The 21,771-nt window shown below is 54.5% G+C and carries 24 protein-coding genes and 2 pseudogenes; 6 read left to right on the forward strand and 20 right to left on the reverse strand.

The features are described 5' to 3' along the window. Nucleotides 1-76: 76 nt before the first annotated feature. From A0V43_RS08760 to A0V43_RS20790, 6 genes are all read right to left on the reverse strand, one after another. Nucleotides 77-1,735 (reverse strand): glycerol-3-phosphate dehydrogenase/oxidase, encoded by a 1,659-nt coding sequence (locus A0V43_RS08760; RefSeq protein ID WP_063193842.1) that lies wholly within the window; start codon nucleotides 1,733-1,735, stop codon nucleotides 77-79. A gap of 159 nt (nucleotides 1,736-1,894) precedes the next feature. Beyond that, nucleotides 1,895-2,449 carry a glycerol-3-phosphate responsive antiterminator gene (locus A0V43_RS08765; protein WP_063192928.1) on the reverse strand — a complete coding sequence of 185 codons (555 nt, stop codon included), beginning with the start codon at nucleotides 2,447-2,449 and terminating at the stop codon, nucleotides 1,895-1,897. A gap of 15 nt (nucleotides 2,450-2,464) precedes the next feature. Further along, on the reverse strand, nucleotides 2,465-2,620 hold the full coding sequence (locus A0V43_RS19780; RefSeq protein ID WP_162924034.1) for a hypothetical protein: 156 nt from the start codon (nucleotides 2,618-2,620) through the stop codon (nucleotides 2,465-2,467). 17 nt (nucleotides 2,621-2,637) lie between these two features. Then, nucleotides 2,638-4,035: a HAMP domain-containing sensor histidine kinase gene (locus tag A0V43_RS08770; protein ID WP_063192929.1), complete on the reverse strand. Its 1,398-nt coding sequence runs from the start codon at nucleotides 4,033-4,035 to the stop codon at nucleotides 2,638-2,640. Next, nucleotides 4,032-4,706 (reverse strand): response regulator transcription factor, encoded by a 675-nt coding sequence (locus A0V43_RS08775; RefSeq protein WP_063193843.1) that lies wholly within the window; start codon nucleotides 4,704-4,706, stop codon nucleotides 4,032-4,034. The genes A0V43_RS08770 and A0V43_RS08775 overlap by 4 nt, the downstream gene beginning before the upstream one ends. A 167-nt stretch (nucleotides 4,707-4,873) precedes the next feature. After that, nucleotides 4,874-4,996 carry a hypothetical protein gene (locus tag A0V43_RS20790; RefSeq protein WP_013524106.1) on the reverse strand — a complete coding sequence of 41 codons (123 nt, stop codon included), beginning with the start codon at nucleotides 4,994-4,996 and terminating at the stop codon, nucleotides 4,874-4,876. Nucleotides 4,997-5,227: 231 nt separating this feature from the next. Between A0V43_RS20790 and A0V43_RS08780 the strand changes: the two genes are divergently transcribed. Continuing rightward, nucleotides 5,228-5,692 carry an Hsp20/alpha crystallin family protein gene (locus tag A0V43_RS08780; RefSeq protein ID WP_011231644.1) on the forward strand — a complete coding sequence of 155 codons (465 nt, stop codon included), beginning with the start codon at nucleotides 5,228-5,230 and terminating at the stop codon, nucleotides 5,690-5,692. Nucleotides 5,693-5,778: 86 nt separating this feature from the next. Further along, nucleotides 5,779-5,913: pseudogene (locus A0V43_RS19010) on the forward strand (sporulation protein); the annotation flags it as partial. An 83-nt stretch (nucleotides 5,914-5,996) separates the two neighbouring features. Here A0V43_RS19010 and A0V43_RS08790 read toward each other — a convergent pair. Next, entirely contained in the window at nucleotides 5,997-6,341 is a 345-nt protein-coding gene (locus tag A0V43_RS08790) for a YppG family protein (protein WP_013144931.1), read from the reverse strand. Between the two features lie 191 nt (nucleotides 6,342-6,532). Here A0V43_RS08790 and A0V43_RS08795 point away from each other — a divergent pair, with 191 nt between their 5' ends. Together A0V43_RS08795 and A0V43_RS19785 are read left to right on the forward strand one after the other, a co-directional pair. Further along, a complete protein-coding gene (locus tag A0V43_RS08795; RefSeq protein ID WP_011231648.1) occupies nucleotides 6,533-6,733 on the forward strand; it encodes a YppF family protein in 201 nt (66 codons plus the stop codon). A 120-nt stretch (nucleotides 6,734-6,853) separates the two neighbouring features. Continuing rightward, nucleotides 6,854-7,024: a hypothetical protein gene (locus tag A0V43_RS19785; protein WP_013144930.1), complete on the forward strand. Its 171-nt coding sequence runs from the start codon at nucleotides 6,854-6,856 to the stop codon at nucleotides 7,022-7,024. Between the two features lie 81 nt (nucleotides 7,025-7,105). On the opposite strand, the gene A0V43_RS08800 is transcribed toward A0V43_RS19785, so the two are convergent. Continuing rightward, nucleotides 7,106-7,489: a YppE family protein gene (locus A0V43_RS08800; RefSeq protein WP_063192930.1), complete on the reverse strand. Its 384-nt coding sequence runs from the start codon at nucleotides 7,487-7,489 to the stop codon at nucleotides 7,106-7,108. Nucleotides 7,490-7,605: 116 nt separating this feature from the next. Beyond that, nucleotides 7,606-7,848 (reverse strand): hypothetical protein, encoded by a 243-nt coding sequence (locus A0V43_RS08805; RefSeq protein WP_013144928.1) that lies wholly within the window; start codon nucleotides 7,846-7,848, stop codon nucleotides 7,606-7,608. A gap of 223 nt (nucleotides 7,849-8,071) precedes the next feature. On the opposite strand from A0V43_RS08805, the gene recU reads away from it, so the two are divergent. Both recU and A0V43_RS08815 read left to right on the forward strand, forming a co-directional pair. Next, complete coding sequence (gene recU, locus A0V43_RS08810; RefSeq protein ID WP_011231652.1) at nucleotides 8,072-8,674, forward strand: Holliday junction resolvase RecU; 603 nt, start codon at nucleotides 8,072-8,074, stop codon at nucleotides 8,672-8,674. Nucleotides 8,675-8,707: 33 nt separating this feature from the next. Continuing rightward, the gene (locus A0V43_RS08815) at nucleotides 8,708-11,440 is read left to right on the forward strand and encodes a penicillin-binding protein 1A (protein ID WP_063192931.1); all 2,733 of its coding nucleotides are present in this window, start codon (nucleotides 8,708-8,710) and stop codon (nucleotides 11,438-11,440) included. Nucleotides 11,441-11,543: 103 nt separating this feature from the next. On the opposite strand, the gene nth is transcribed toward A0V43_RS08815, so the two are convergent. The 11 genes and pseudogenes from nth to panB form a co-directional block, all read right to left on the reverse strand. After that, nucleotides 11,544-12,215 (reverse strand): endonuclease III, encoded by a 672-nt coding sequence (gene nth / locus A0V43_RS08820; protein WP_011231654.1) that lies wholly within the window; start codon nucleotides 12,213-12,215, stop codon nucleotides 11,544-11,546. A gap of 103 nt (nucleotides 12,216-12,318) precedes the next feature. Then, nucleotides 12,319-13,019 (reverse strand): annotated as a pseudogene (locus tag A0V43_RS08825) (DnaD domain protein). A gap of 66 nt (nucleotides 13,020-13,085) precedes the next feature. Then, entirely contained in the window at nucleotides 13,086-14,381 is a 1,296-nt protein-coding gene (gene asnS / locus A0V43_RS08830) for an asparagine--tRNA ligase (RefSeq protein ID WP_011231656.1), read from the reverse strand. A 61-nt stretch (nucleotides 14,382-14,442) separates the two neighbouring features. Further along, nucleotides 14,443-14,583 carry a hypothetical protein gene (locus A0V43_RS19790; RefSeq protein WP_164834616.1) on the reverse strand — a complete coding sequence of 47 codons (141 nt, stop codon included), beginning with the start codon at nucleotides 14,581-14,583 and terminating at the stop codon, nucleotides 14,443-14,445. Between the two features lie 24 nt (nucleotides 14,584-14,607). Beyond that, nucleotides 14,608-15,789 (reverse strand): pyridoxal phosphate-dependent aminotransferase, encoded by a 1,182-nt coding sequence (locus tag A0V43_RS08835; protein ID WP_013144923.1) that lies wholly within the window; start codon nucleotides 15,787-15,789, stop codon nucleotides 14,608-14,610. A gap of 21 nt (nucleotides 15,790-15,810) precedes the next feature. Then, nucleotides 15,811-16,287: a cell wall elongation regulator TseB-like domain-containing protein gene (locus A0V43_RS08840; RefSeq protein WP_015375254.1), complete on the reverse strand. Its 477-nt coding sequence runs from the start codon at nucleotides 16,285-16,287 to the stop codon at nucleotides 15,811-15,813. A gap of 5 nt (nucleotides 16,288-16,292) precedes the next feature. Beyond that, complete coding sequence (locus tag A0V43_RS19015; RefSeq protein WP_011231659.1) at nucleotides 16,293-16,463, reverse strand: YpmA family protein; 171 nt, start codon at nucleotides 16,461-16,463, stop codon at nucleotides 16,293-16,295. A 336-nt stretch (nucleotides 16,464-16,799) separates the two neighbouring features. Continuing rightward, nucleotides 16,800-19,529, reverse strand: a complete 2,730-nt coding sequence (dinG, locus tag A0V43_RS08850; RefSeq protein WP_063192932.1) for an ATP-dependent DNA helicase DinG — start codon at nucleotides 19,527-19,529, stop codon at nucleotides 16,800-16,802. Between the two features lie 47 nt (nucleotides 19,530-19,576). Beyond that, nucleotides 19,577-19,960 (reverse strand): aspartate 1-decarboxylase, encoded by a 384-nt coding sequence (gene panD, locus A0V43_RS08855; RefSeq protein WP_011231662.1) that lies wholly within the window; start codon nucleotides 19,958-19,960, stop codon nucleotides 19,577-19,579. Next, nucleotides 19,942-20,844, reverse strand: coding sequence for a pantoate--beta-alanine ligase (gene panC, locus A0V43_RS08860; protein WP_011231663.1), 903 nt, complete (start codon nucleotides 20,842-20,844; stop codon nucleotides 19,942-19,944). The genes panD and panC overlap by 19 nt, the downstream gene beginning before the upstream one ends. Next, nucleotides 20,841-21,680, reverse strand: a complete 840-nt coding sequence (gene panB, locus A0V43_RS08865; protein WP_063192933.1) for a 3-methyl-2-oxobutanoate hydroxymethyltransferase — start codon at nucleotides 21,678-21,680, stop codon at nucleotides 20,841-20,843. Before panB ends, panC begins: the two co-directional genes overlap by 4 nt. Nucleotides 21,681-21,771 lie beyond the last annotated feature (91 nt).

Here is a 21,771-nt window from a genome sequence, read left to right on the forward strand (position 1 = left end):
TTAAATTTTACTTAATTTTTACGAAAAAATCCATCAAAAAAAGCGCCTCGATTCAGGCGCTCATTTTTTCAACAGATCATTTACTCCGCTCGTCCCCCAACACCGCACGCCGCAGTTCCTTGTCGAGTTCCTTCTGATACATGTCCCGCTCTTCCCCCGTCCACCCGAAATACCGCGCCATAAACGCGATGACCGCTTCTTTTTCCCGCCGGACCGAATCAATGTCAAACAACAGCGCGCCGGTGCGGCGGATGAAGTAGTCGACCGGTTTGGCCGCCATTTCTTCCTCGATGGCGTAGACGAGGCGGATGAACGTTTCGCGCGTTAAGCCGGACGAGCGATCGTACTCGCTGCTTAAGGCAAAGAGGCGGTCGACATTTGTGCCGTACTGTTTTGCCAGCCGCGCCCCTTGTTCTTCTGTCAGCCCATAGCGCACCGCTTCTTTCGCTTTTTCGGCGATGAAGGCCGGCAGTCGGTGCGAGCCGCCGACATCGCCGCCGGAGATCGGCAATTGTGTCGTTCGACACGGTCCAAACGCTTTTCCTTCTTCTTTCTCCAGCTGCTTGGCGACGAGGTCAACGACTGTTTCCGCCATTTTTCGGTAGCCGGTCAGCTTGCCGCCGGCGATCGTGATGAGGCCGGACGGCGATGTCCAAATCTCGTCTTTGCGGGAAATTTCCGACGGGTTTTTCCCTTCTTCATAAATGAGCGGACGGACGCCGGCCCAGCTCGACTCGACATCGTCGGCAGTGACGCCGACAGACGGGAACATGTAGTGAATCGCTTGCAATAAGTAATCACGGTCTTCTTCGGTCATGGCCGGATGAGCGGGGTCATCGTCATAAAATGTATCGGTCGTGCCGACATACGTTTTCCCATCCCGCGGAATGGCAAACACCATCCGGCCGTCCGGGGTGTCAAAATAGACCGCCTGCTTGAGCGGAAAACGCTTTTGATCGATGACGATATGGACGCCTTTTGTCAGCCGAAGTCGCTTGCCGGTTTTCGATCCGTCTTTGTCGCGCAGCGCATCCACCCACGGTCCGGCGGCATTGACGACTTTTTTGGCGCGGATGTCATACAAGAGGCCGCCGAGCATGTCGCGGCAGCGGGCGCCGATCGCGCGGCCGCGCTCGTCGTATAAAAACTGTTCGGCTTTGACGTAGTTGACGGCATCGGCGCCAAGCTCGACCGCTTTTTTGATCACTTCGATCGTCAAGCGGGCATCGTCGGTCCGATACTCGACGTAATAGCCGCCGCCGATCAGGCCGTTGCGCTTTAAGAGCGGCTCTTTTTCCAACGTCTTCCGGGCATTAAGCATCGTGCGCCGCTCGCTTTGCTTGACGCCAGCCAGCCGGTCATACAGCCAAAGGCCGATCGACGTGCTCCATTTGCCGAACGTCCCGCCGCGGTAAATGGGCAGCAGCATCCACTCCGGTGTGGTGACGTGCGGGCCGTTTTCATACACAATCGCCCGTTCGCGCCCGACTTCCGCGACAAGCTTCACCTCGAACTGCTTCAAGTAGCGCAAGCCTCCGTGAACGAGCTTCGTCGACCGGCTTGACGTGCCGGCGGCGAAATCTTGCATCTCGACAAGCGCGACCGTCATGCCGCGCGAGATGGCATCAAGGGCGATGCCAGAGCCGGTGATCCCCCCGCCGATGATCAGAAGATCATATTGTTTTTCGCTCATCGCTTGAAGAACATCGCTCCGATGTTTGCTTGAGAACGTCATGCATGATTCCTCCTTTTGAAAAAGACAAAAAGAGACCATTGCAAACACGATAAGCATGACGCCTACCATGCATGCGTGGTCTCTCCTTGTCTCCTGACTGATGATTAACTTGTTACCTTTATTGTAGCAGACGGCGGCTGATTTGACCAGCTCAACGCATTATCCATTGTAGTGGCGCCAAAGCGTTTCGTTTGACGTCGTCACTGCTGCCGCGCCGGCTTCCAAGGCCCGCTCGACATCGGCCGGGGTGCGAATGAGGCCGCCGGCGTAAATCGGTTTTCCGGTCCGTTCTTTCACTTCGCGGATGATGTGCGGCATGGCGCCCGGGATGACTTCAATGCAATCCGGATTCGTTTTGGCGATCAGCTGGTAGCTTTTCTCTAAAGCGTGGGAATCGAGCAAAAAGATGCGTTGCACGGCCAAGACGCGTTTTTGACGCGCCTTCATAATGACGCCCGCTTTCGTGGAAATGAGGCCATGAGGGCGGAACTCTTGGCAAAGGTATTCCGCCGCATGTTCATCATGACTCAGCCCTTGCACCAAGTCGACGTGAATGATCAACTCCTTGCCATGCCGGCGCGCATAGGCAAAGATGCTTTTTAACTGGGCAATATGCACCTCAAGCAACACGCCGACCGTGTAACCGCTTGACAAAAAGGCGTCAAATTGCTTCATCGTTTTAATGGCCGGAATGATGCGCTGTTTCGCTTCCATTTTCTTTTCTTCGATTCATCCTCTCATTTTGTCGATCTCATCTAAGCATGACAGTGACATCATCGTCCGCGGTTTGCATGTCGCGATTTTCACCCCGCGCTTGCGGAATTTTTCAACGAGGTGATGAATCCCTTTTTTGCTTGCCGCCTCTTCCTCATGGGGATGTCCCATTGCCTCACGCTCCTCTCCTATTCCGCTTTCGGAATGGCGAGCTCCACCGTCGTTCCTTTCCCAACTTCGCTTTCCAACGCAATTTGCCCGCCGTACTTATCGATGATCTCCTTGGCAATCGAAAGGCCGAGCCCGGCGCCGCCTTGTTCGCGGCTGCGCGCCTTGTCGACGCGGTAAAAGCGCAAAAAGACGTTTTTCAGCTCCTCTTTTGGGATGCCAATGCCATAATCACGGATGGACACGATGACAAACGGCCCTTCCTCGCGCAAGGAAATCGCGATTTGTTTCACTCGCTGAGAATATTTTACCGCATTGTCAAGCAAAATGAACAGCAATTGTTCAAAATGATGCTTCGCCATCGCCGCGCGCGCAATCGGCTTATCCGGCTGGTCAATCAGAAATTGGAAGTCCGGGTGCAAGACGCGGAAATTTTTGACGACTTGTCCGACAGCCGCCGCGGCATCCATCGGCGCGACCTCATCCGGCACCGTGATCGCCTCGGCGCGCGACAAGTCCAGAAGCTCGAGAACGAGCCGCTTCAGCCGCTCCGCTTCTTTCACCGCCGCCTCGAGCGATTCTTCTAAAATCTCTGGATTGTGCTTTCCCCATCGCTGCAGCAACGAAAGATGGCCTTGCAAAATGGCGAGCGGCGTGCGCAGTTCATGGGACGCATCCTCGACAAATTGCCTCTGCATGGCGAACGACCGCTCAATTTCATCCATCATGCCGTTGAACATCACCATCAGTTCCGCAATTTCATCGCGCGCCGGAGGCACATCAATGCGCCGTTTCAGCCCGTTGTTTTTGATGTCGGCCATCGTTTTGGCCAGCGTTTGCAACGGCCGGACGAAGCTTTGCGCCACGAACCGGCCGGCGACAGCGCTTGCGGCCATGGCCAAAAAGCCAATCGCCGTCATGATGAGAAAGAGCGTGTTGGTCACTTGCTGGAACCTCGCCAGCCGGCGGGCGATTTCGATCGTTCCATGCAAGTTGCCGATATGAAGCGGCTGACGGAGCAGCAAAAACCGTTCATTGTTGATGAAATGCTCATCCATTTTCCGCTTGTCGGGCATCTCGCTCGGCGATAGCGACACCGCTGCCCCATTTGAAACGGAGACGATGACGTTTCCTTTCTCATCCGTGACGCGAATGAGTTGGTATCGTTCATTCAACCTTTCCAAAAACGCGCGGCTGCGGCGAATTTCCTCCCACGATAGATTACGTTTTTCCGCGTAATAGGTTTCAATTTCCGCCACCGTTTGTTCCATCGTTTTTTCTTCTTCCTTCAGCAGCCATTGTTTCACCACATGATATTGCAAAAACGTAAACACAAAATACGTAATGAAAATCGCCCCGGCAGACAAAACGGTCAGCTTCCCTTTCAGCGAAAGCCGGCGAATCGCCTCCCTCTTCATGGCCGCATCACATATCCCGTGCCGCGCACCGTTTGGATATACCGCTCTTTATCGTGTTCGTCAAGCTTTTGCCGCAAGTAGCGGACATAGACGTCAACGACGTTCGTCTCGACTTCGGCGTCGAATCCCCACACTTTGTCAAGGAGCACATCACGCGTCAAGACGACATTGATGTTTTGCATAAAGGCGACGAGCAAGTCGTATTCCCGCTTCGTCAGCTCAATAAATTCGTCTCCTTTTTTCACGGTGCGCGCCTGCACGTCAACGACTAAATCTTTAAACGTCAACACTTGGGCGTTCGCTTCCGGATGAACGCGGCGGAACAAGGCGCGGATGCGGGCGAGCAGCTCTTCAATGGCAAACGGTTTGACGATGTAGTCATCGGCCCCGTTATCGAGTCCCATGACGCGGTCAAACACGCTGTCGCGCGCTGTGATCATCATGATCGGCGTCGATTTCGCCGCCCGGATGCGGCGGCATACTTCCATGCCATTGAGACTCGGCAGCATCACATCAAGCAAAATGAGATCCCACTGCTCCGAAAGAGCGAGCTCGAGCCCTTCGCGTCCATCGGCGCATACATGCACGTCAAAGCCTTCGTGCTTTAAGTCAAGCTCCAAAAACCGGGCGAGCCCGGCTTCATCTTCAATCAATAAAATACGTCCGTTCATCAGCTGCTCCTCCTCCATTGCGGCAGTTTGCTTTCATTTTATACATCTTTCACTATACACAACAAATCGTCCACCGCCAACGGACAGCCAGCAGTCAAAAAAGGAATGGGGCGCCTGTTCGAGACGCCCTCAAAAATGAATCGGCCAAAAGCGGCGCAGGCAGCTGTTTACGAGTGGCGGTCAACGATCCAATCGACAATGGCTTGAACGATTTCCAACGCTTGATAGGAAAGAAGCGACACGGCTGTTCCAGAAAAAAACAATGTCACCAACCAATGAACCCAATGCATCGCGCCATCCCTCCTCCCGCCGCCGGGCAACCGACAGCGTTATTGATGTGCATCTCATGGATGGTGGTGTCATTATATTCCATCTGGGTTAAAACAAGATGAAAACTCCCTAAAAAAGTACGGAGTAGCTTTTTTTTCGCTCCGTACATACATTGACAGTGAATCGCCTTGCCAATCGGCAGCGTCCCGACAGAGTCATTTCGCTGTTTTGAAAAAAGGGAGGGAAGCGCAATGAATGAATCGTTTCAACCACCAGCCAATGGGGGAGGCCATCACCCGTTCCATCATTTGCGGAAAATGATGAATCAATGGTTTGATGAACGGCCGCTGCAAAAACTGTTTGAAACGCTCGATGACTATTTCGCACAAACGTTTGCTGCCGCGTACATTCCGATCGAGGTGAAAGAGACGAAGCACGATTACCAAATCATTGTCCGGCTGCCTGACATCAAAAGGGAACAAATCAGCTTGCAATGGCAGGAAGATGGGCTGCAGCTGATCGTCGATCACAATGAAACCATTGAATCGGCAGATCATCACGGCCATGTATACGAACGCCGCCACGCACGGCGGCGCGTGGCGCGGCTGATTCCGTTTCCGTATCCGGTCGCTGAGCATGAGGTGAAAGCCTCGTTTCAAAATGGGACGCTCACCATCCAGCTGCCGCAAAAACGGAAATATATCGATATCGATTGAAGACGATCCAGCCTGTGTGTGCGTTCAAAAACCATTTTGGCAACGGCCAGCGCCGCGCTTGGGCGTGAAACAAGCCGTTCCCTGCATTTGTCCGCGACTTAACGCAAGAAGAAAGCGCCTTTTTGGACCGCATTTTGCCCCATGAAATCCGCTATGCGATGGATGAGCGCGATTATGAGCGCGTGTATCAGCTCAATGAAGTGTATGAGTTGCTCATTTGACAACGTGACAACCGCTCCCCGTGCAAACGGCGGAGCGGTTTCCCTTTTTCAAGCGCGCTCGACCGTCGCGCCATGACGCGGTTTCATTTTTTAAACGTACCGAGCAACCCTTTCAACACGCCATTCACTTGATTGACCGTATTGATCATTTGCCCCACGGTACTCATCATTTTGTTGATATCGTACGTTCCGTCGCTGTTTTTAAACTGGGCGAGAAACGACGGGCGCGGCGGCGGCAAAAGCGGTCCTGGCTTTGGATACGGCATCGGATACGAGGGAGGCGCGGCATGGCCGGACGGAAGATGAGGCCAGTGAACCGGCGCCGATGGGAAGGATGAAACCCCATAGTGAAAATAAGGACTATAATGGCCGCCTGAGCCGTATGGTCCATAAACCGGCGGCGAAACTGGGCGCGGATAACGGTGCATGTCTCCTCTCCCCATGTTTGATAATCGATTCCCCCTAGGCTAAGGAGGCGAGCTGCCACTAGTATATGTGCAAACGCCTGACGACGTGTGCGGACATGTCACCTCTTGTCGGAAGTTTTAATTTTCCGAAATCATTCTTTCTTCCTATTTTCATGGTACGATGTAAAAAAGGGGAAGGGGGAAAAGCATCAATGAACGTGACGGAGTTAAAGCATAAGTTTATGGCGGTCAAACATTGCGAACCGGCTGAGGCGAACGAACTGCTTGATTTTGCCCGCCGTCTGTATTTGCGCGGGGAAATTTCGCTCGCCGAGTACCGCGATCTCGTGCGTGAGCTCGAAAAAGCCGGCGCCTCTCAGCCGGATGAAGCAGGGGAATACGCTGGGCTGTAGGACGATGAGGGAGCTTTTCCCTTCTTTTTTTTTGCCCCTGTTCCTCAAGACGCATAAAAAACGATGTTTCTTCCCACCCTAAAGAGGCAAGAGGAATTGTCGTACAAGGGGGGATTGGCGATGGGTCGAGGCGTCCACTTTAACCATAAATTGAAAGGCCATGACCATGAAAAGCCGAAACATGGAAAACCAGCGCCGCCCAAGCATACGGAGCGGGTCGAATACGAGATCAACACCGTCGCTACTGCAGAAGGCGGCCCTGTCTCGATCACAACAGGCAAAGACACATAAAACAAAAAAGGGGGGTAATCCAAAACGCACTCGCGTTTTGGGTCAGCCCCTTTTTCCGTGCGGCCGCTTTCTCCTGCCCCGTCAAAACCTCTCCTTGCCTGCTTCGCTCGTGTCGTCAAGCCGTTCCTTGACAAGCGCCAGCGTATAAGCGACGGCCTGGCTGTATTGCTTGATGCGGCGCTCAGGAACGGATGGATAAAATGCCTCAACGCACAGCTTCGCCATATGGTCGGCGGCGGCCTCAATTTGCCGCTCATGGACATATTTCGGCCGCGCATGGCGGACCCAGCGGGAAGCGGCGTCCTTCCACCGTTCGGCAACGGCCTGCACCTCTTCGGCCATCGGTTTCACGTCGCCAAAAAAATCCGGCTCCTCGTTCCGCTCGCGGGCGCGCCGGGCGATCAAAAGCAACTGTTCGTTGTATTGTTGCAGCCGCTTCGTCAACGCCTTAAGCTCTTTTTCCATGGCGCCTCCTCCTTATCCATGCCGGCAAATCCGGTTTGCCCATGTGCCCTACGGCCCGGAGAACGGATGCGTTTTGCCGCGATGCGCTTCTGTTTGATGATACCATATCGGCCGGCTTACACGAAATACAATTTCGACGAAAGCGGAAGTGCAGCGCTCTGCTTCTCCTTCTCAAGCCGCTGTTCCACGCCGGCGATCTGCCCTTCAAGGCGCCCGAGCTGCGCTTGATTTTGCGCATAACGCTCTTCGATGACATCGGCGATCACTTTTTCCATTTTCGCATCGACCTGCTCGATGAGTGCAACAATTTCCTGCAGCTGCTTTTCGATCTCCTCTTTTTTCACGAGCCGTTTTTCCATTCCCTCTCCCCATTTCTCGCATGATGATATTCCATTCGCGGCGGGAAGGACGACTCCTGCTGCGGCGACAAAAGTAGAACGAATTCGGCAAAGAAAGTGGCAAGCAGCCGCCATTCGACATTGACCTCCTTCGCTTGCCTTCAGTCGAAAGGAGGAAAAGAAAAAGAGCGCATATGACCGGAGCGTATGGTATAATAAAAACCATTCAAAGGAGATGAACGCGATGGCACTCAAATACCCGAGCGGAAAAGAGTATCGCGGAAACAAGCCGAACGCCGCGCGCCGGCCGGCGGCCGATTATGCCAATCGCGGCATGACGCTCGAAGACGACTTAAACGCGACGAATGAATATTACCGGGAACGCGGCATCGCGGTCATCCATAAAAAGCCGACCCCGGTGCAAATCGTGCGCGTCGACTATCCGAAACGAAGCGCCGCCGTCATTACCGAAGCCTACTTCCGGCAAGCGTCGACGACCGACTACAACGGTGTGTACCGCGGCAAGTACATTGACTTTGAGGCGAAAGAGACAAAAAACAAAACGGCGTTTCCGCTGAAAAATTTCCACGCTCATCAAATCCGCCATATGGAGCAAGTCGTCGCCCACGGCGGCATTTGTTTTGCGATTTTGCGTTTTTCTTTGCTCAATGAAACGTATTTGCTTGACGCCTCTCATTTGATCGCTTGGTGGAACAAACAGGAAGCCGGCGGACGAAAGTCGATTCCGAAACAAGAGATCGAACGGCATGGACATTCCATTCCGCTTGGCTACCAGCCGAGAATTGATTATATTAGTGTAGTAGACAACGTGTACTTCACCCGTTGAAGTGAAAACTTGTAAGAAAGGCAGGATTTGCTTATGTCTGGTGAATATCGTTCTCGCGTAGAACGAAAGCAGGCAGCGAAACAAACGAAACAGAAGAAAGCGAAAACGAAACGAGGAAGATCGTGGTTAAAAACCATCGCCATTGCGATATTGCTGATGATGGTCCTTGGCGCCATCGGGGGTATTGCCACTTTCGCCTATTTCGTTAAGGACGCTCCTCCGCTGGATGAGGCCAAAATTAAAGATCCGCTTTCTTCCGTCTTGTACGATATGAATGGAAAACAAGTAGCGGAGCTTGGCGGCTACAAGCGAACGTACATTTCGTATAAAGACGTGCCGAAAGTGCTTGAAGATGCCGTCTTGGCAACAGAGGACGCCCGCTTTTATGAACACCACGGGATCGACATCGTCCGCTTGGCCGGCGCCGTCCTCGCCAACATCAAGGAAGGATTTGGTGCAGAAGGCGGCAGCACGATCACCCAGCAAGTCGTCAAAATGACGTTTCTCTCATCCAAAAAAACGCTGGAACGGAAAGCGCAAGAAGCTTGGCTGGCACTGCAGCTGGAACAAAAATATTCGAAGCATGAAATTTTGGAAATGTACTTGAACAAAATTTATTATTCAGACGGCATTTATGGCGTCGCTCGCGCCGCCGAATATTATTTTGGCAAGACGGACTTGAAAAAGCTCACTCTTCCGGAAGCAGCCTTGCTTGCCGGCATGCCGCAAAGTCCAAACCGGTATAATCCGTATGACCATCCAGAGGCGGCAAAAAAACGGCGCGATACGGTATTGTCGCTTATGGTGAAACATGGCTTTATCAGCCAGGAAGAAGCGGAAAAAGCGAAACAAGTCCCGATTCAATCGATGCTGACAAAACGGAAAAAATCGCAAAATGATGTACCATATGACGCCTTCATTGACGAAGTAATCAAAGAAGTGACCGACAAAGCGAACGTCAACGTCTTTGAAGATGGGCTGAAAATTTATACAACGCTCGATCAAAACGTTCAAACATACGTAGAAAAGCTATTAAACTCTGACAAATACTTTACCAATAAGAAGGATTTGCAATCCGGCATCGCCGTCGTCGACACCAAAACAGGCGCCATTCGCGCGTTAGGCGGCGGTCGCCATCGCGACAATATCGAATTCGGCTTCAACTACGCAATCCAACCGGTCGGCCAGCCCGGTTCGACGATCAAGCCGATTTTGGACTATGGCCCGGCGATTGAATATTTAAAATGGTCAACAGCGCACATTCTTGTTGACGAGCCGTATACGTATTCGGACGGCACGCCGATCCGCAACGCCGGCGGAAAATACGCTGGGCCGGTGACATTGCGCAAAGCTCTCACGTGGTCATACAACATTCCGGCGCTCAAAACCTATCAAGCCGTCGGCAAAGAGCGGGCGAGGGAGTTCGCTAACCGACTCGGCATGGGCTTTGATGAAGTATATGAGCCTTACGCTATCGGCGGAGTATCCCGCTACGTATCGGTGCTGCAAATGGCTGGAGCGTACACTGCTTTTGGTAATAACGGCGTCTATACGAAGCCATATGCCGTGACAAAAATCGTCTTCCCGGACGGCACGGAAATGGATTTGCAACCCAAACCAAAACGAGTGATGCACGACTATACCGCCTACATGATCACGGACGTGCTGAAGTCTGTCATCCGCTCCGGAACAGGTCAATTGGCCAATGTTCCAGGACTTGAGCTCGCAGGCAAAACAGGGACGACGAACTATGGGAAAGATGGAGCAAAATTCGGCCTTGACCGGGACGATGTGCCGGACAGCTGGATTGTCGGCTATACGCCAAACTATACGGCGGCCATTTGGGTCGGCTTCAGCAAGCGAAGCAGCACGGCAAAGCTTGATAAATATGAGCAGAAAATCCCGAAATATTTGCTCAGAGACATCATGTCCCACATCGATGACGGCAGTGGGGAATTCAAACAGCCGGACAGCGTCGTCAAGCTGCCGATCAAAAAAGGCACAAACCCGCCGAAGCTCGCCGGCAAATACACGCCGGAAAGCGAAATTACGTATGAATTGTTCGTGCGCGGCACTGAGCCGACGGAGACGGCGAACGACGTGCCGGAAGAACTGCCGGCGGTGAAAGGGTTGACCGCTGTGTACGACCAAGCGGCGAACGCCATCTCGGTTTCGTGGTCATACGATGAGCAAACCGATGAGACGATCTTCGAGGTGCGCGTCAAAGATGGCCAAGGTCAAACGAATACGATCACCACAAAAGACCGTTCGATCACGATTTCCAATCCGACGCCAGGATGGACGTACACAATCGCCGTGTACGCAAAAGACGGCGAACGAATGAGCAAACCGGCCATAGCCAGCGTTCATGTCCCCGGCGGAGAAGATCAAACTCCCGCGCCACAACAACCGGGGGATGACAGCCAAGGCAGCGGCGGGCAAAACGGCGGCACCGATCAAGGCAACAGCGGGAATAACGGAAACGAAAACGGTCAGGGAAACAACAATGAACAAAACGGCGGCGCAAGCGGCGGACAAGAAAATGGCAACAGCGGCGGGGCCAACCAAAACAATGGCCAAACGGATGGAACAAACAACCAAGGAACGAACAGCAGCGGCCAAACGAACGGAACGAACAACCAAGGAACGAACAACAGCAGCCAAACGAACGGAACGAACGGTGGAACGGGTGCAAACAGCGGAACGCCGCCTGTCTCCCCGCCGTTAAAAAACGGATCCGGAGCGGGTCTTGGCACCCGTCCATAACCGTTGCATTCCCAAAAAACGGATGGCTTTTGCGCCATCCGTTTTTTCATGACCGACCGGCATGCTGCTGGCCCTTCTTCACCAAGCCCTTTCACGGCTCCGTTCACTTCTGATTTGCCGCTTTTTCCTCCCGTTTTCGCATCCGTTTTTTTCCTTCACGGCATAAATGAAGAAGAGGACATGACGGACATTGCGGAGACTGTGCCTTGCAATGGTAGCGGCCGAAAAAAATCATTCGGTGGTGGGTGATCGACCATTCTTCTTTTGGGATGATTTTCATCAGCGTCTTCTCGACTTCCAAAACCGAGTCGTCCCAGCGGCAAAAGCCGAGCCGTTTGCTGACGCGCTCGACGTGTGTATCAACCGCGATGGCCGGCACGCCGAACGCAACGGACACAACGACGTTCGCCGTCTTCCGCCCGACGCCCGGCAGCTTCATCAACTCATCGCGGTCGCGCGGCACTTCGCCGTTGTACTTGTCAATCAACATCGCGCACAGCTTTTGAATGTTTCGCGCTTTGTTCCGATATAAGCCGATTGAGCGGATATCTTGCTCGAGCTCCTCAAGCGGCACCGCAATATAATCGTGCGGCGTCCGATATTTTTCAAACAGCCGTTTCGTCACCTTGTTGACAAGCGCATCGGTGCATTGCGCCGACAAAACAACCGCAATCAGCAGCTCAAACGGATTGCGGTGCACCAGCTCGCAATGCGCATCCGGAAACATTTTTGCCATCTCATCCAAACAGTAGCGGATTTGTTGCTTTGTCAGCACCTCGTCTCCTCCTTATTGCCATATTGGCCCGAACAAAACGACGCCTTTTACCGGTTCGATTGGCCATTTTTGGACAAACAAAAACGAGAGACAGCGCCTCTCGTTACGAGTCGAGCCAATTGAAAAACGGGATCGTCTGTTTAAATTCTCCCGCCGTCTGTTTCGCCGAACGGGAGGACGGCTTGCGAAACTTTTTGCCGTAGTCGTGCGCCTGTTCAATCGTGCGAATGCCGTTCTTTTTCCATTCAAACAAGATGCGATCGATGTAGCGGAAATTCAACTTCCCCGACAGCACCGCTTCGCGCAGCGCCGCTTTAATGATGGCCGGCTCATGGCCGTCTTGATCGATCCACATCGCAAGCGTTTCACACTCGAACGGGAGAGTGGGCGGCCAAACTCCTGCTCAAAAACGGTGTATAAGCTCTCCTCTTCCTCCTGCCGGCCGAGTTCCCCCTGTTGAGCCGCCTGGGTGTACAAATGATGCACGAGCTTCTCCCAAAGCGGTTCAAGCGTATATTTTTCGTTGCGAATGCCTTGTTCATCCGTATGCTCTTCAATCGCGATCATCCCTTTTTGCAAGAGCCGACGCACCATCTCCATGCATTCCGCTGCCGAGACCGTCATTCTTTCGGCCAGCTCGGCCGGCGTCGGAAACAAGACGCCTTCTTCGAAAAACGACTGCATATGCAAAAGCAAGACGAGCTCCCCCTCGCCCAACCCAAGCTGCTTGTAGTGGCCAAGCAACAGCTTCGGGACGGCGATGCTTCCTTGCGCCAGCCATTCGGCCACCTTTTTCTTTTCCATGCCGATGCACCTCAACTATAGTATAACATGACGGCGGCGAAAAAACCCCCTTTTTGCAGGGGTTTTTTACGGATAAAGCCGGTTGAGCAGCCGCGGGAACGGAATCGTCTCGCGCACATGTTCGACGCCGCAAATCCAAGCGACAGTGCGCTCCAAGCCGAGCCCGAACCCTGAATGCGGCACAGAACCGTATTTGCGCAAATCCAAATACCATTCATACGCTTCAAGCGGCAAATGGTGCTCTTCAAGGCGGCGCTTGAGCAGCTCATAATCGTGAATCCGTTCCGAGCCGCCAATGATTTCCCCGTATCCTTCCGGCGCAATCAAATCGGCGCATAGCACAACGTCGGGGCGGTTCGGGTCCGGCTGCATATAAAACGGCTTCAAAGAGGTCGGATAGTGGGTGATGAACACCGGTTTGTCAAAACTTTCGGCGATGGCCGTCTCATGCGGCGCACCGAAGTCATCGCCCCACTCGATGTCGGTCAATCCTTTTTCATGAAGCAGCTTGATCGCCTCATCATACGTTAGGCGCGGAAACGGCGGTTTGACCAGCTCAAGCTTCGACACGTCGCGCCCGAGCCGCCCGAGTTCAAGCCGGCAACGCTCGAGCACCGACTGCACAAGGTAGGAGACGTACTCTTCTTGCAGACGCAAATTGTCTTCAAACTCATAAAACGCCATTTCCGGCTCCACCATCCAAAACTCGATCAAATGGCGGCGTGTTTTCGATTTTTCGGCGCGGAACGTCGGGCCGAATGAGAACACTTTGCCGAGCGCCATCGCCGCCGCTTCCATGTAGAGCTGGCCGCTTTGCGACAAATAGGCATCCTCATCAAAATATTTCGTATGAAACAGTTCGGTCGTTCCTTCCGGTGCGCTGCCAGTCAAAATCGGGGCGTCGACTTTCACAAACCCGCGGTCGTTGAAAAACTCATACGTCGCCCGGATAATTTCGTTGCGAATTTTCATGATCGCGTGCTGGCGCCGCGACCGAAGCCAAAGGTGGCGATGGTCCATCAAAAATTCGACGCCATGCTCTTTCGGCGTAATCGGATAGTCAACTGCTTCTTGAATGACTTGCAAATCGGCAACCGACAGCTCGTAGCCAAATGGGGAGCGCTCGTCGATGCGCACCGTGCCCGTCACATAGAGCGACGTTTCTTGCGTCAATGTTTTTGCGCGTTGAAACACCTCTTCCGAGACGTTCGCCTTTTCGACGACGCCTTGAATAAAGCCAGTGCCGTCGCGCAGCTGCAAAAAGACGATTTTCCCGCTTGAGCGCTTGTTCGCGAGCCAAGCGCCGATCGTCACTTGTTGTCCTACATATTGATTCACTTCCGCAATCGTCGTCGTTTTCACGCACTGATTCCCTCCAATAATCGACACGTCCATCATTCGCTATTATACCGTTCCGTCGGCGTCACGGCAACGACCAGCCAAAGCAGCGCAAAACGATGCTGTCCCCACCAATCGCCCTTCGGCGCAGCCGCCCGGAGCCAGCCGACAGACCGACGCGGAAAAAGCGGCTTTGCGCCAAACAAAGCCGCCCTTTTCTTTCCACTCTGACACCTTGGCGCAAAGCGCCTTAGGCCCGCGCCTCCATAAACCGGCGGATGCGTTCGATCGCTGTCTCGAGCGCCTCAAGCGAGGTCGCGTACGACAAGCGGACGTAATCTGGCGCCCCAAACCCAGAACCAGGCACAAGCGCGACTTTCGCTTCCTCCAACAAGACGGCGACGAACTCGTCGACCGTGCGGCATCCGGCCATATCCGCCGCCTTTCGGGCGTTCGGGAACAAATAAAACGCTCCTTGCGGTTTGATGCAGGTGAAGCCTGGAATTTGCACAAGCTTGTCATAAATGATGTCAAGCCGCTTTTCAAACGCTTGGCGCATTTGTTCGACCGGCTCCTGCGGCCCGCTGTAGGCGGCAATGGCCGCATATTGAGCGATCGATGTCGGATTCGATGTGCTATGGCTTGCTAAATCGGTCATCGCTTGAATGATGTCTTTCGGTCCAGCCGCGTAGCCGATGCGCCACCCTGTCATCGAGTGCGATTTCGATACGCCGTTGATGATGATCGTCTGCTCCTTCAGCTCCGGCGACAGTTCGGCGATCGACACATGTTTCGCCCCGCCGTAAATCAATTTTTCATAAATTTCGTCCGAAACGATCAACACGCCATGCGCCAAGCATACTTCCCCGAGCGCTTTCAGCTCCTCGGCCGTATAAATCATGCCGGTCGGATTGCTCGGGGAGTTGATAATCACCGCCTTCGTCTTCGGGGTAATCGCCTGTTTCAGCTGATCCGGCGTCATTTTAAAGTCGTTTTCTTCCAGCCCTTCAACGTAAACCGGAACGCCGCCTGCCAGCTTCACTTGTTCCGGGTAGCTCACCCAATACGGCGTCGGAATGATGACCTCATCGCCTTCATCAAGCAGCACTTGAAAGAGCGTATAAAGCGCATGCTTCGCCCCGACACAGACGATGATTTCCGCCGGCTCGTACGAAAGCCCTTGATCGCGGGCAAACTTTTTGATGATTTCCTCTTTCAGCGCCGGCAGCCCGCCTGATGGCGTATATTTCGTATGCCCTTCATTCATCGCCTTGATGGCCGCCGCGATAATGTGCTGGGGCGTGTTGAAATCCGGTTCGCCGGCCCCAAGGCCGATCACGTCATATCCGGCCGCTTTCAGTTCCTTTGCTTTCGCCGTAATGGCCAATGTCGCCGATGGCGTCAGCGACGCCACCCGTTTTGCCAGTTTCATCGCTTCTTCCCCCTCACGTCCTCACTGTTGAAAACTGTACCTCTTCAGGAAGGCCCCATCCGCAAAGTGAAGGTAATAAAACGAATACCTTCCTTCCGCATCAATATATGTCAACTCCCAAAGAGGCACGCCTTTTTCCATGCCAAGCGTCGCGTCGATGATGCGCCGCGGTCGGCGGTCGCGTTGCAAAATGGCGCGCGCTTCCGCCTCGCTGATGCCGCTGTCCACGCCCTTGACGACGACACTCCCCTTTTTTTCAGGCACCCAAACGACGACCGCTTTCCCTTGTTTTGTTCTTCCGATGAATACGGTGCACGCTTCGTCGCCATAATATGTATAGACTTTCTTCACATCAGCAAGCCCGGCGGCTTCCTTCGCCCGCGCCAACGCATGTTCCACCATCAGCCGTTTGGGCGCCATCGCCTCGTCATAAATCGACCATGCCTGCCAAATGAGGAATCCAAAAAAAAGCAGAGTGAACCAACCCCACTTTTTCATCGTGATCACGTCCGATAAATCGTAAAGATGGCCTGGCGCTTGTCGTTTTCATCCAAGGCAAGGCCAAACATCAAATTGTCGCGCTTCAGCGTTCGGTTCAAGCAGTCGACAATTTTGTACAAGTCGTCGGAGTGCTGAACTTTGACGGTAGCGAGCACTTCGATTTTGCTTTCCATTTTCGTCGTTTCCTCCTGTGCGGCGCAAATTTTGTTACTTATACACGCCGGCGGCTCCGGCAACAATACAAATACAGCGAAGGTGACATCAAAGGCGTGCTTCTTCGCACCTCTGCGGCCAAGCCGACAAATCCAAACGGCAAGGCGCAAACTGTCATCGCAGTTGTGCTTCTTCCCTATTATAGCAGGTTTGTCCGATCATTTCATAACAAATTTGCCCGCCTACACCGTCAACGCCAATTTGCTTCTTTCCCCCCGCTTCATGCGGGGTTTTTTGCCGCCTGACACCTTTAGATTGCGCCGTTTCGTCCATCTTTATGAAACATAAAGCGCGCTTTAAGAAAGCCAAGTTTCCGCCTTGTCGAGCAGCTCAGAAAGCGCGCCTTCATGCACCGAAAGCGGCGGCAAAGAAGCGAGAAAATCCGCGCCGTACGGGGAAGCCAAAAGCCGCCGATCCAGCACAAATACGGCTCCTTTGTCGTCTTCCGTGCGAATGAGGCGGCCAAACCCTTGCTTAAAACGAAGCACCGCCTCAGGAAGCGCCAGCTCGGAAAACGGATCACCGCCTTCTAGGCGAATGCGCTCGCTTTTTGCCTCCATCACGGGATCGTCCGGGGGCGCAAACGGCAAGCGGGCGATGACAAGCACATCGAGCGCTGAACCTGGCAGATCGACCCCTTCCCAAAAGCTGCTCGTCCCAAACAACACCGCATGCTCAAACTGCAAAAACGTCCGCAAGAGCTTTGCCGGACTGCCGCTTTGCACCCCTTGAGCGATCAAAACAAACGGCTCGCCTTCTTCCTCCGTCTTCAACGCATCAACCGTCAGTTTCAACAGTTCATACGAAGGGAACAACACAAGCACCCGCCGTCCGAGGCGTCGGGCGATCGCAAGCACCGAAGCGGCGACCGCTTCGGCGTAATCTTCAAGCGGCACGGCAGAAACGAGCGGCATGTCCGCCGGCACGAAGAGCGCGGCCTGCTCCTCGTAACGAAACGGCGGCGGAAACGAGCGGCAAAGTGGATAAAAATCCTCAAGACCGAGACGCGCCGCCATATACGTGAACCGGCCGCGGACAGTGAGCGTCGCCGACGTCAAAACGACGCTCCGTTTTTTCATAAACAGTTGATCGGCGAAAAAGTCAGCAAGGTCAACCGGCTGCGAGTAAAGGCGGACAGCGTTCGCCGCCCCTTTTTCGTCCGTTTCGATCCACCGGACGACACCCGGCTCCTTTTCGGTCAGCAAACGCACAAGCGCAGCCATTTGCCGGTTGAGAGCCGCCAAATCAGCCGACAGCAAGGCGGATGGTGGGAAATCGCCACTCGTATCAGCGGATAGAAGCGGCTTCGCTTCAGCGGATAGCGCCGCCGCCAAATCGCGCAGGCGCCAGCATAACTCCACCGCCGCCTGCCACGCCCGGCTCTGTTCGTCCGTCGGCGAAAAGCGATAGCGGCAACGTCCAGCGCGAGCTGGCTTTTTTTCCAACGCATAGCGGCGCAACAGGCGGAACAGCTCGTCCCCTTCAAACTGCAGCTCCTCAAGGCGCTGCTGGCAACGGACAAGAGCCCCATTCGGTGCGTCCTGTTCTGCTTCTTGCCATTTCGCGATCGTCTGCGCGATTTTGGCGGTCAGCAGGCGAAACGACACATAGCCAATCTGCTCGCCAAAACACCGGGCGGCGGCATCTTCAAGCCGATGCGCCTCATCGATGATCAGATGGCGAAACGGCGGCAAAAGCGACGCCGGGGCGGTCAAATCATGAAGCAAAAGCGCATGGTTGGTAATGACCACATCCGCCCGTTCGGAGCGCTCTTTCGCCCGGGCGAAAAAATGATGCCGCCCGCCGTCTTCCTCTTCGCCGATGGCAAGCGCGGACAATAGGAGACGGGCGCCGGATGACACATTCAATTCGTCCAAGTCGCCGCTGTCGGTCTCAAGCAGCCAAACGAGCACCTGACATTTCAAGAGCGCCGCATCGTACGTGTCAGACGGCTCCGACAAAAACGAAGCGAACTTGTCAAGGGATAAGTAATGTTGCTTTCCTTTCAAAACGGCAACGCGGAGCGGAAACGGCGCGATTTGCCGCAATACCGGCCAATCGCGGCGAATGAGCTGCTCCTGCAGCTGGAGGGTATGCGTGCTGATGACGACCCGCTCTTGCTGCTCACAGGCAAAAAAAGCAGCGGGAATCAAATAGGCGAGCGATTTGCCAAGTCCAGTCCCTGCTTCAATGAGCGCGTGCTGGGACGTCGACAGCGCCTCATAAACGAGCCGCATCATCTCCCACTGCCCCGCGCGCCGCTTGTAGCCGGGAAGCGGAAGGGGCGGCTCCTGTTCGCAAAAGGCAGCGAACGAAGCCAAAGCGGGGCGCCGATCGCTCTCATCTGGCTCCGGCGCCGGTTGTTTCAACGCAATGCCGCGGTATACGGCGACAGCGCGGTCGGCCGGCGCCTTGTTCCGCTTTTTGGCGATGGCCGCATCAAGGAGCAAGTAAATATCGCTTTTCAAGTGGCGGGCAAGACCGCGCAGTTGCTCAAGCGTCATAAGCGGCAGACGGGAGAGCCGCTTGAGCAAGGCAATGAACAGCTTGGCGGTCACTTCCGCATCGCTGTCCGCTTGATGAGGACGATCGTGGTGAAGGCCGAGCTGCCTCGCCAAATCGCCGAGCTTATAGCTTTCGGCAGTCGGCAACACGATGCGGGCGAGCTCGACCGTATCGATCGTCGGACCGGCAAACGGCGGCCAGCCAGCCCGTTCAAGCTCGGCCTGCAAAAACGGCAAATCAAAGTCGACGTTATGGGCGACAAAGTAAGCACCGTGCATCAAGGCGGCGATCTCGCCCGCCTTGTCAGCAAACAGCGGCGCTCCTTCGACCATCTGTTCGTTGATGTTCGTCAGCTGCTGAATGAACAGCGGAATGGGCTGTTCCGGGTTAAAAAAGCTGGCAAACCGTTCGACAATCAGGCCATCTTCGACGACCGCCATGCCGAGCTGGATGATCCGATCGCCTTTTTTCGGCCCATTTCCGGTTGTCTCCAAGTCAATGATGACAAAGCGCGGTGCCATAAACGATCACCTCAAAACGAAAAGGGGCGGAAAGCCCCTTTTTGCCCTCATAAAACCGTATGCGCCGGCTCTTCGGCGATGAGCTGCACAATTCGGTTGTTTTCGTCCATAATCGCGATTTTCGGTCGATGGGCGGCGATTTTTTCCTCTGGAACGAGCACATATGAGATGACGATAATAACGTCCCCTTTTTGCACAAGGCGGGCGGCGGCGCCGTTTAGGCAAAAGACGCCGCTGCCGCGCTCACCGGGGATGACGTATGTTTCAAAACGGGCTCCATTATGATTGTTCACTACCTGTACTTTTTCATTCGCCACAATGCCGACGGCATCCAAAATATCTTCATCGATCGTGATGCTGCCGACGTAATCGAGATTGGCCTCTGTTACACGAGCGCGGTGAATTTTGGCGTTCATGAGCGTGCGAAACATGCTTGCTCCCCCTTTCCATCCCCTTGTTCGCCGGTTTTGGGCAACTCAATCATGATATTGTCGATCAACCGGGCGCTCGCAAATCGGACGGCGACAGCGATCAGCACTGTCCCGGCGAGCGTCTCAAGCGGCGTCAAGTCCGGATATGAACATACTTCGACATAATCGATCTCAGCGTGCGTATGCGCTTCAATATGCTCTCTAACCATCCGGCGGATGGCCGCTGCGCTCCGCTCCCCTCGTTCGACGGCGGAAGCGGCTGCTTGAAGCGCTGCATACAGCGCCGGCGCCTCACTCCGTTCTTGCGGCGACAAATAGACGTTGCGCGAGCTTTTCGCCAGCCCGTCCGCCTCGCGGACCGTCGGCACCGGCACGAGCTCGATCGGAAAATTGAGATCGCGGATCAAGCCGTCGACGACCGCCACCTGTTGGGCATCTTTCATCCCAAAGTACGCGCGGTCGGGCATCACAATGTTGAACAGCTTCATGAGCACCGTCGCCACGCCGTCAAAATGGCCGGGGCGCGACCGTCCGCACAGCACGTCGGCGCGCGCTTGAACGATCGCTCGTACGGTAAGCGGCTCCGGATACATCTCGTCCGCTTCCGGATGGAACAAGACGTCGACTCCATGCTGTTCGGCGATGCGCCGGTCGCGCTCGAAATCGCGCGGATAACGGGCAAAGTCTTCGTTCGGTCCGAACTGAAGCGGGTTGACGAAAACGCTTAGGACGACGATGTCGTTTTCCGCGCGCGCCCGATCGATGAGGGAGGTATGCCCTTCATGCAAATAGCCCATCGTCGGAACGAACCCGATCGTCTTTCCTTCACGGCGATATTGGCGCATGAGCGCCTGCATCGCTGCAATCTGATCCATCACGATCATCCTTGCTTTCCTCCGTAAAGCGCCACCCATTCTTCTTCCTTCATCGTAAACGTGTGCACCGGCTCCGGGAACTGGCGCAGTTTGACATCAGCGACGTAGTTGGCTAACGCCTCGACGATCGTCTCTTGGATGGACGCGTATTGTTTCACAAACTTCGGCACGCGGGCGACACCGTAGCCAAGCAAATCGTGATACACGAGCACTTGGCCGTCGACTTCCGCCCCGGCGCCGATGCCGATGACGGGAATGGTGAGTTCCCGGGCCATGGCCGCCCCGAGCTGCTTCGGAACACACTCTAAGACAAGGGCGATCGCTCCCGCCTGCTCGCATTGTTTCGCATCATCGAGCAGCTTTTTCGCACTTTCGGCATCTTTGCCTTGCACTTTATAGCCGCCAAGAACGCCGACCGATTGCGGCGTCAACCCGAGATGGGCAACGACCGGCACGCCGGCTTTCGTCAGCGCGGCAATCATGTCGACGACTTCATCCGCTCCTTCGACTTTAACGGCGTTCGCCCCTGACTCTTGCATGATGCGGCGGGCGTTTTGCAGCGCCTCTTCTTTGGACGCATGGTACGACATAAACGGCATATCGGTGACAATAAACGTGTTCGGCGCACCGCGGCGAACCGCCTTCGTATGGTGGATCATATCATCGACCGTCACCGGGATCGTTGAATCATACCCGAGCACAACCATGCCGAGCGAATCGCCGACCAAAATCATATCGACGCCGGCTTGCTCGGCAAGCTTCGCGGACGGAAAATCGTAGGCGGTCACCATCACGATCGGCTCACCCGCCTGCTTCATGTGGAAAAAATCGGTTTTCGCTTTCATTTTCGTTCCCTCCTCTTTGACTGCAGAGGAGATGAACCGCCCGAAACAAAACGTCCTTCTTTCCCGCCTTGAGAAAGAAGGACGCCATAAA

The sequence above is a fragment of the Geobacillus sp. JS12 genome, from assembly GCF_001592395.1.
GTDB classification, from domain to species: domain Bacteria; phylum Bacillota; class Bacilli; order Bacillales; family Anoxybacillaceae; genus Geobacillus; species Geobacillus zalihae.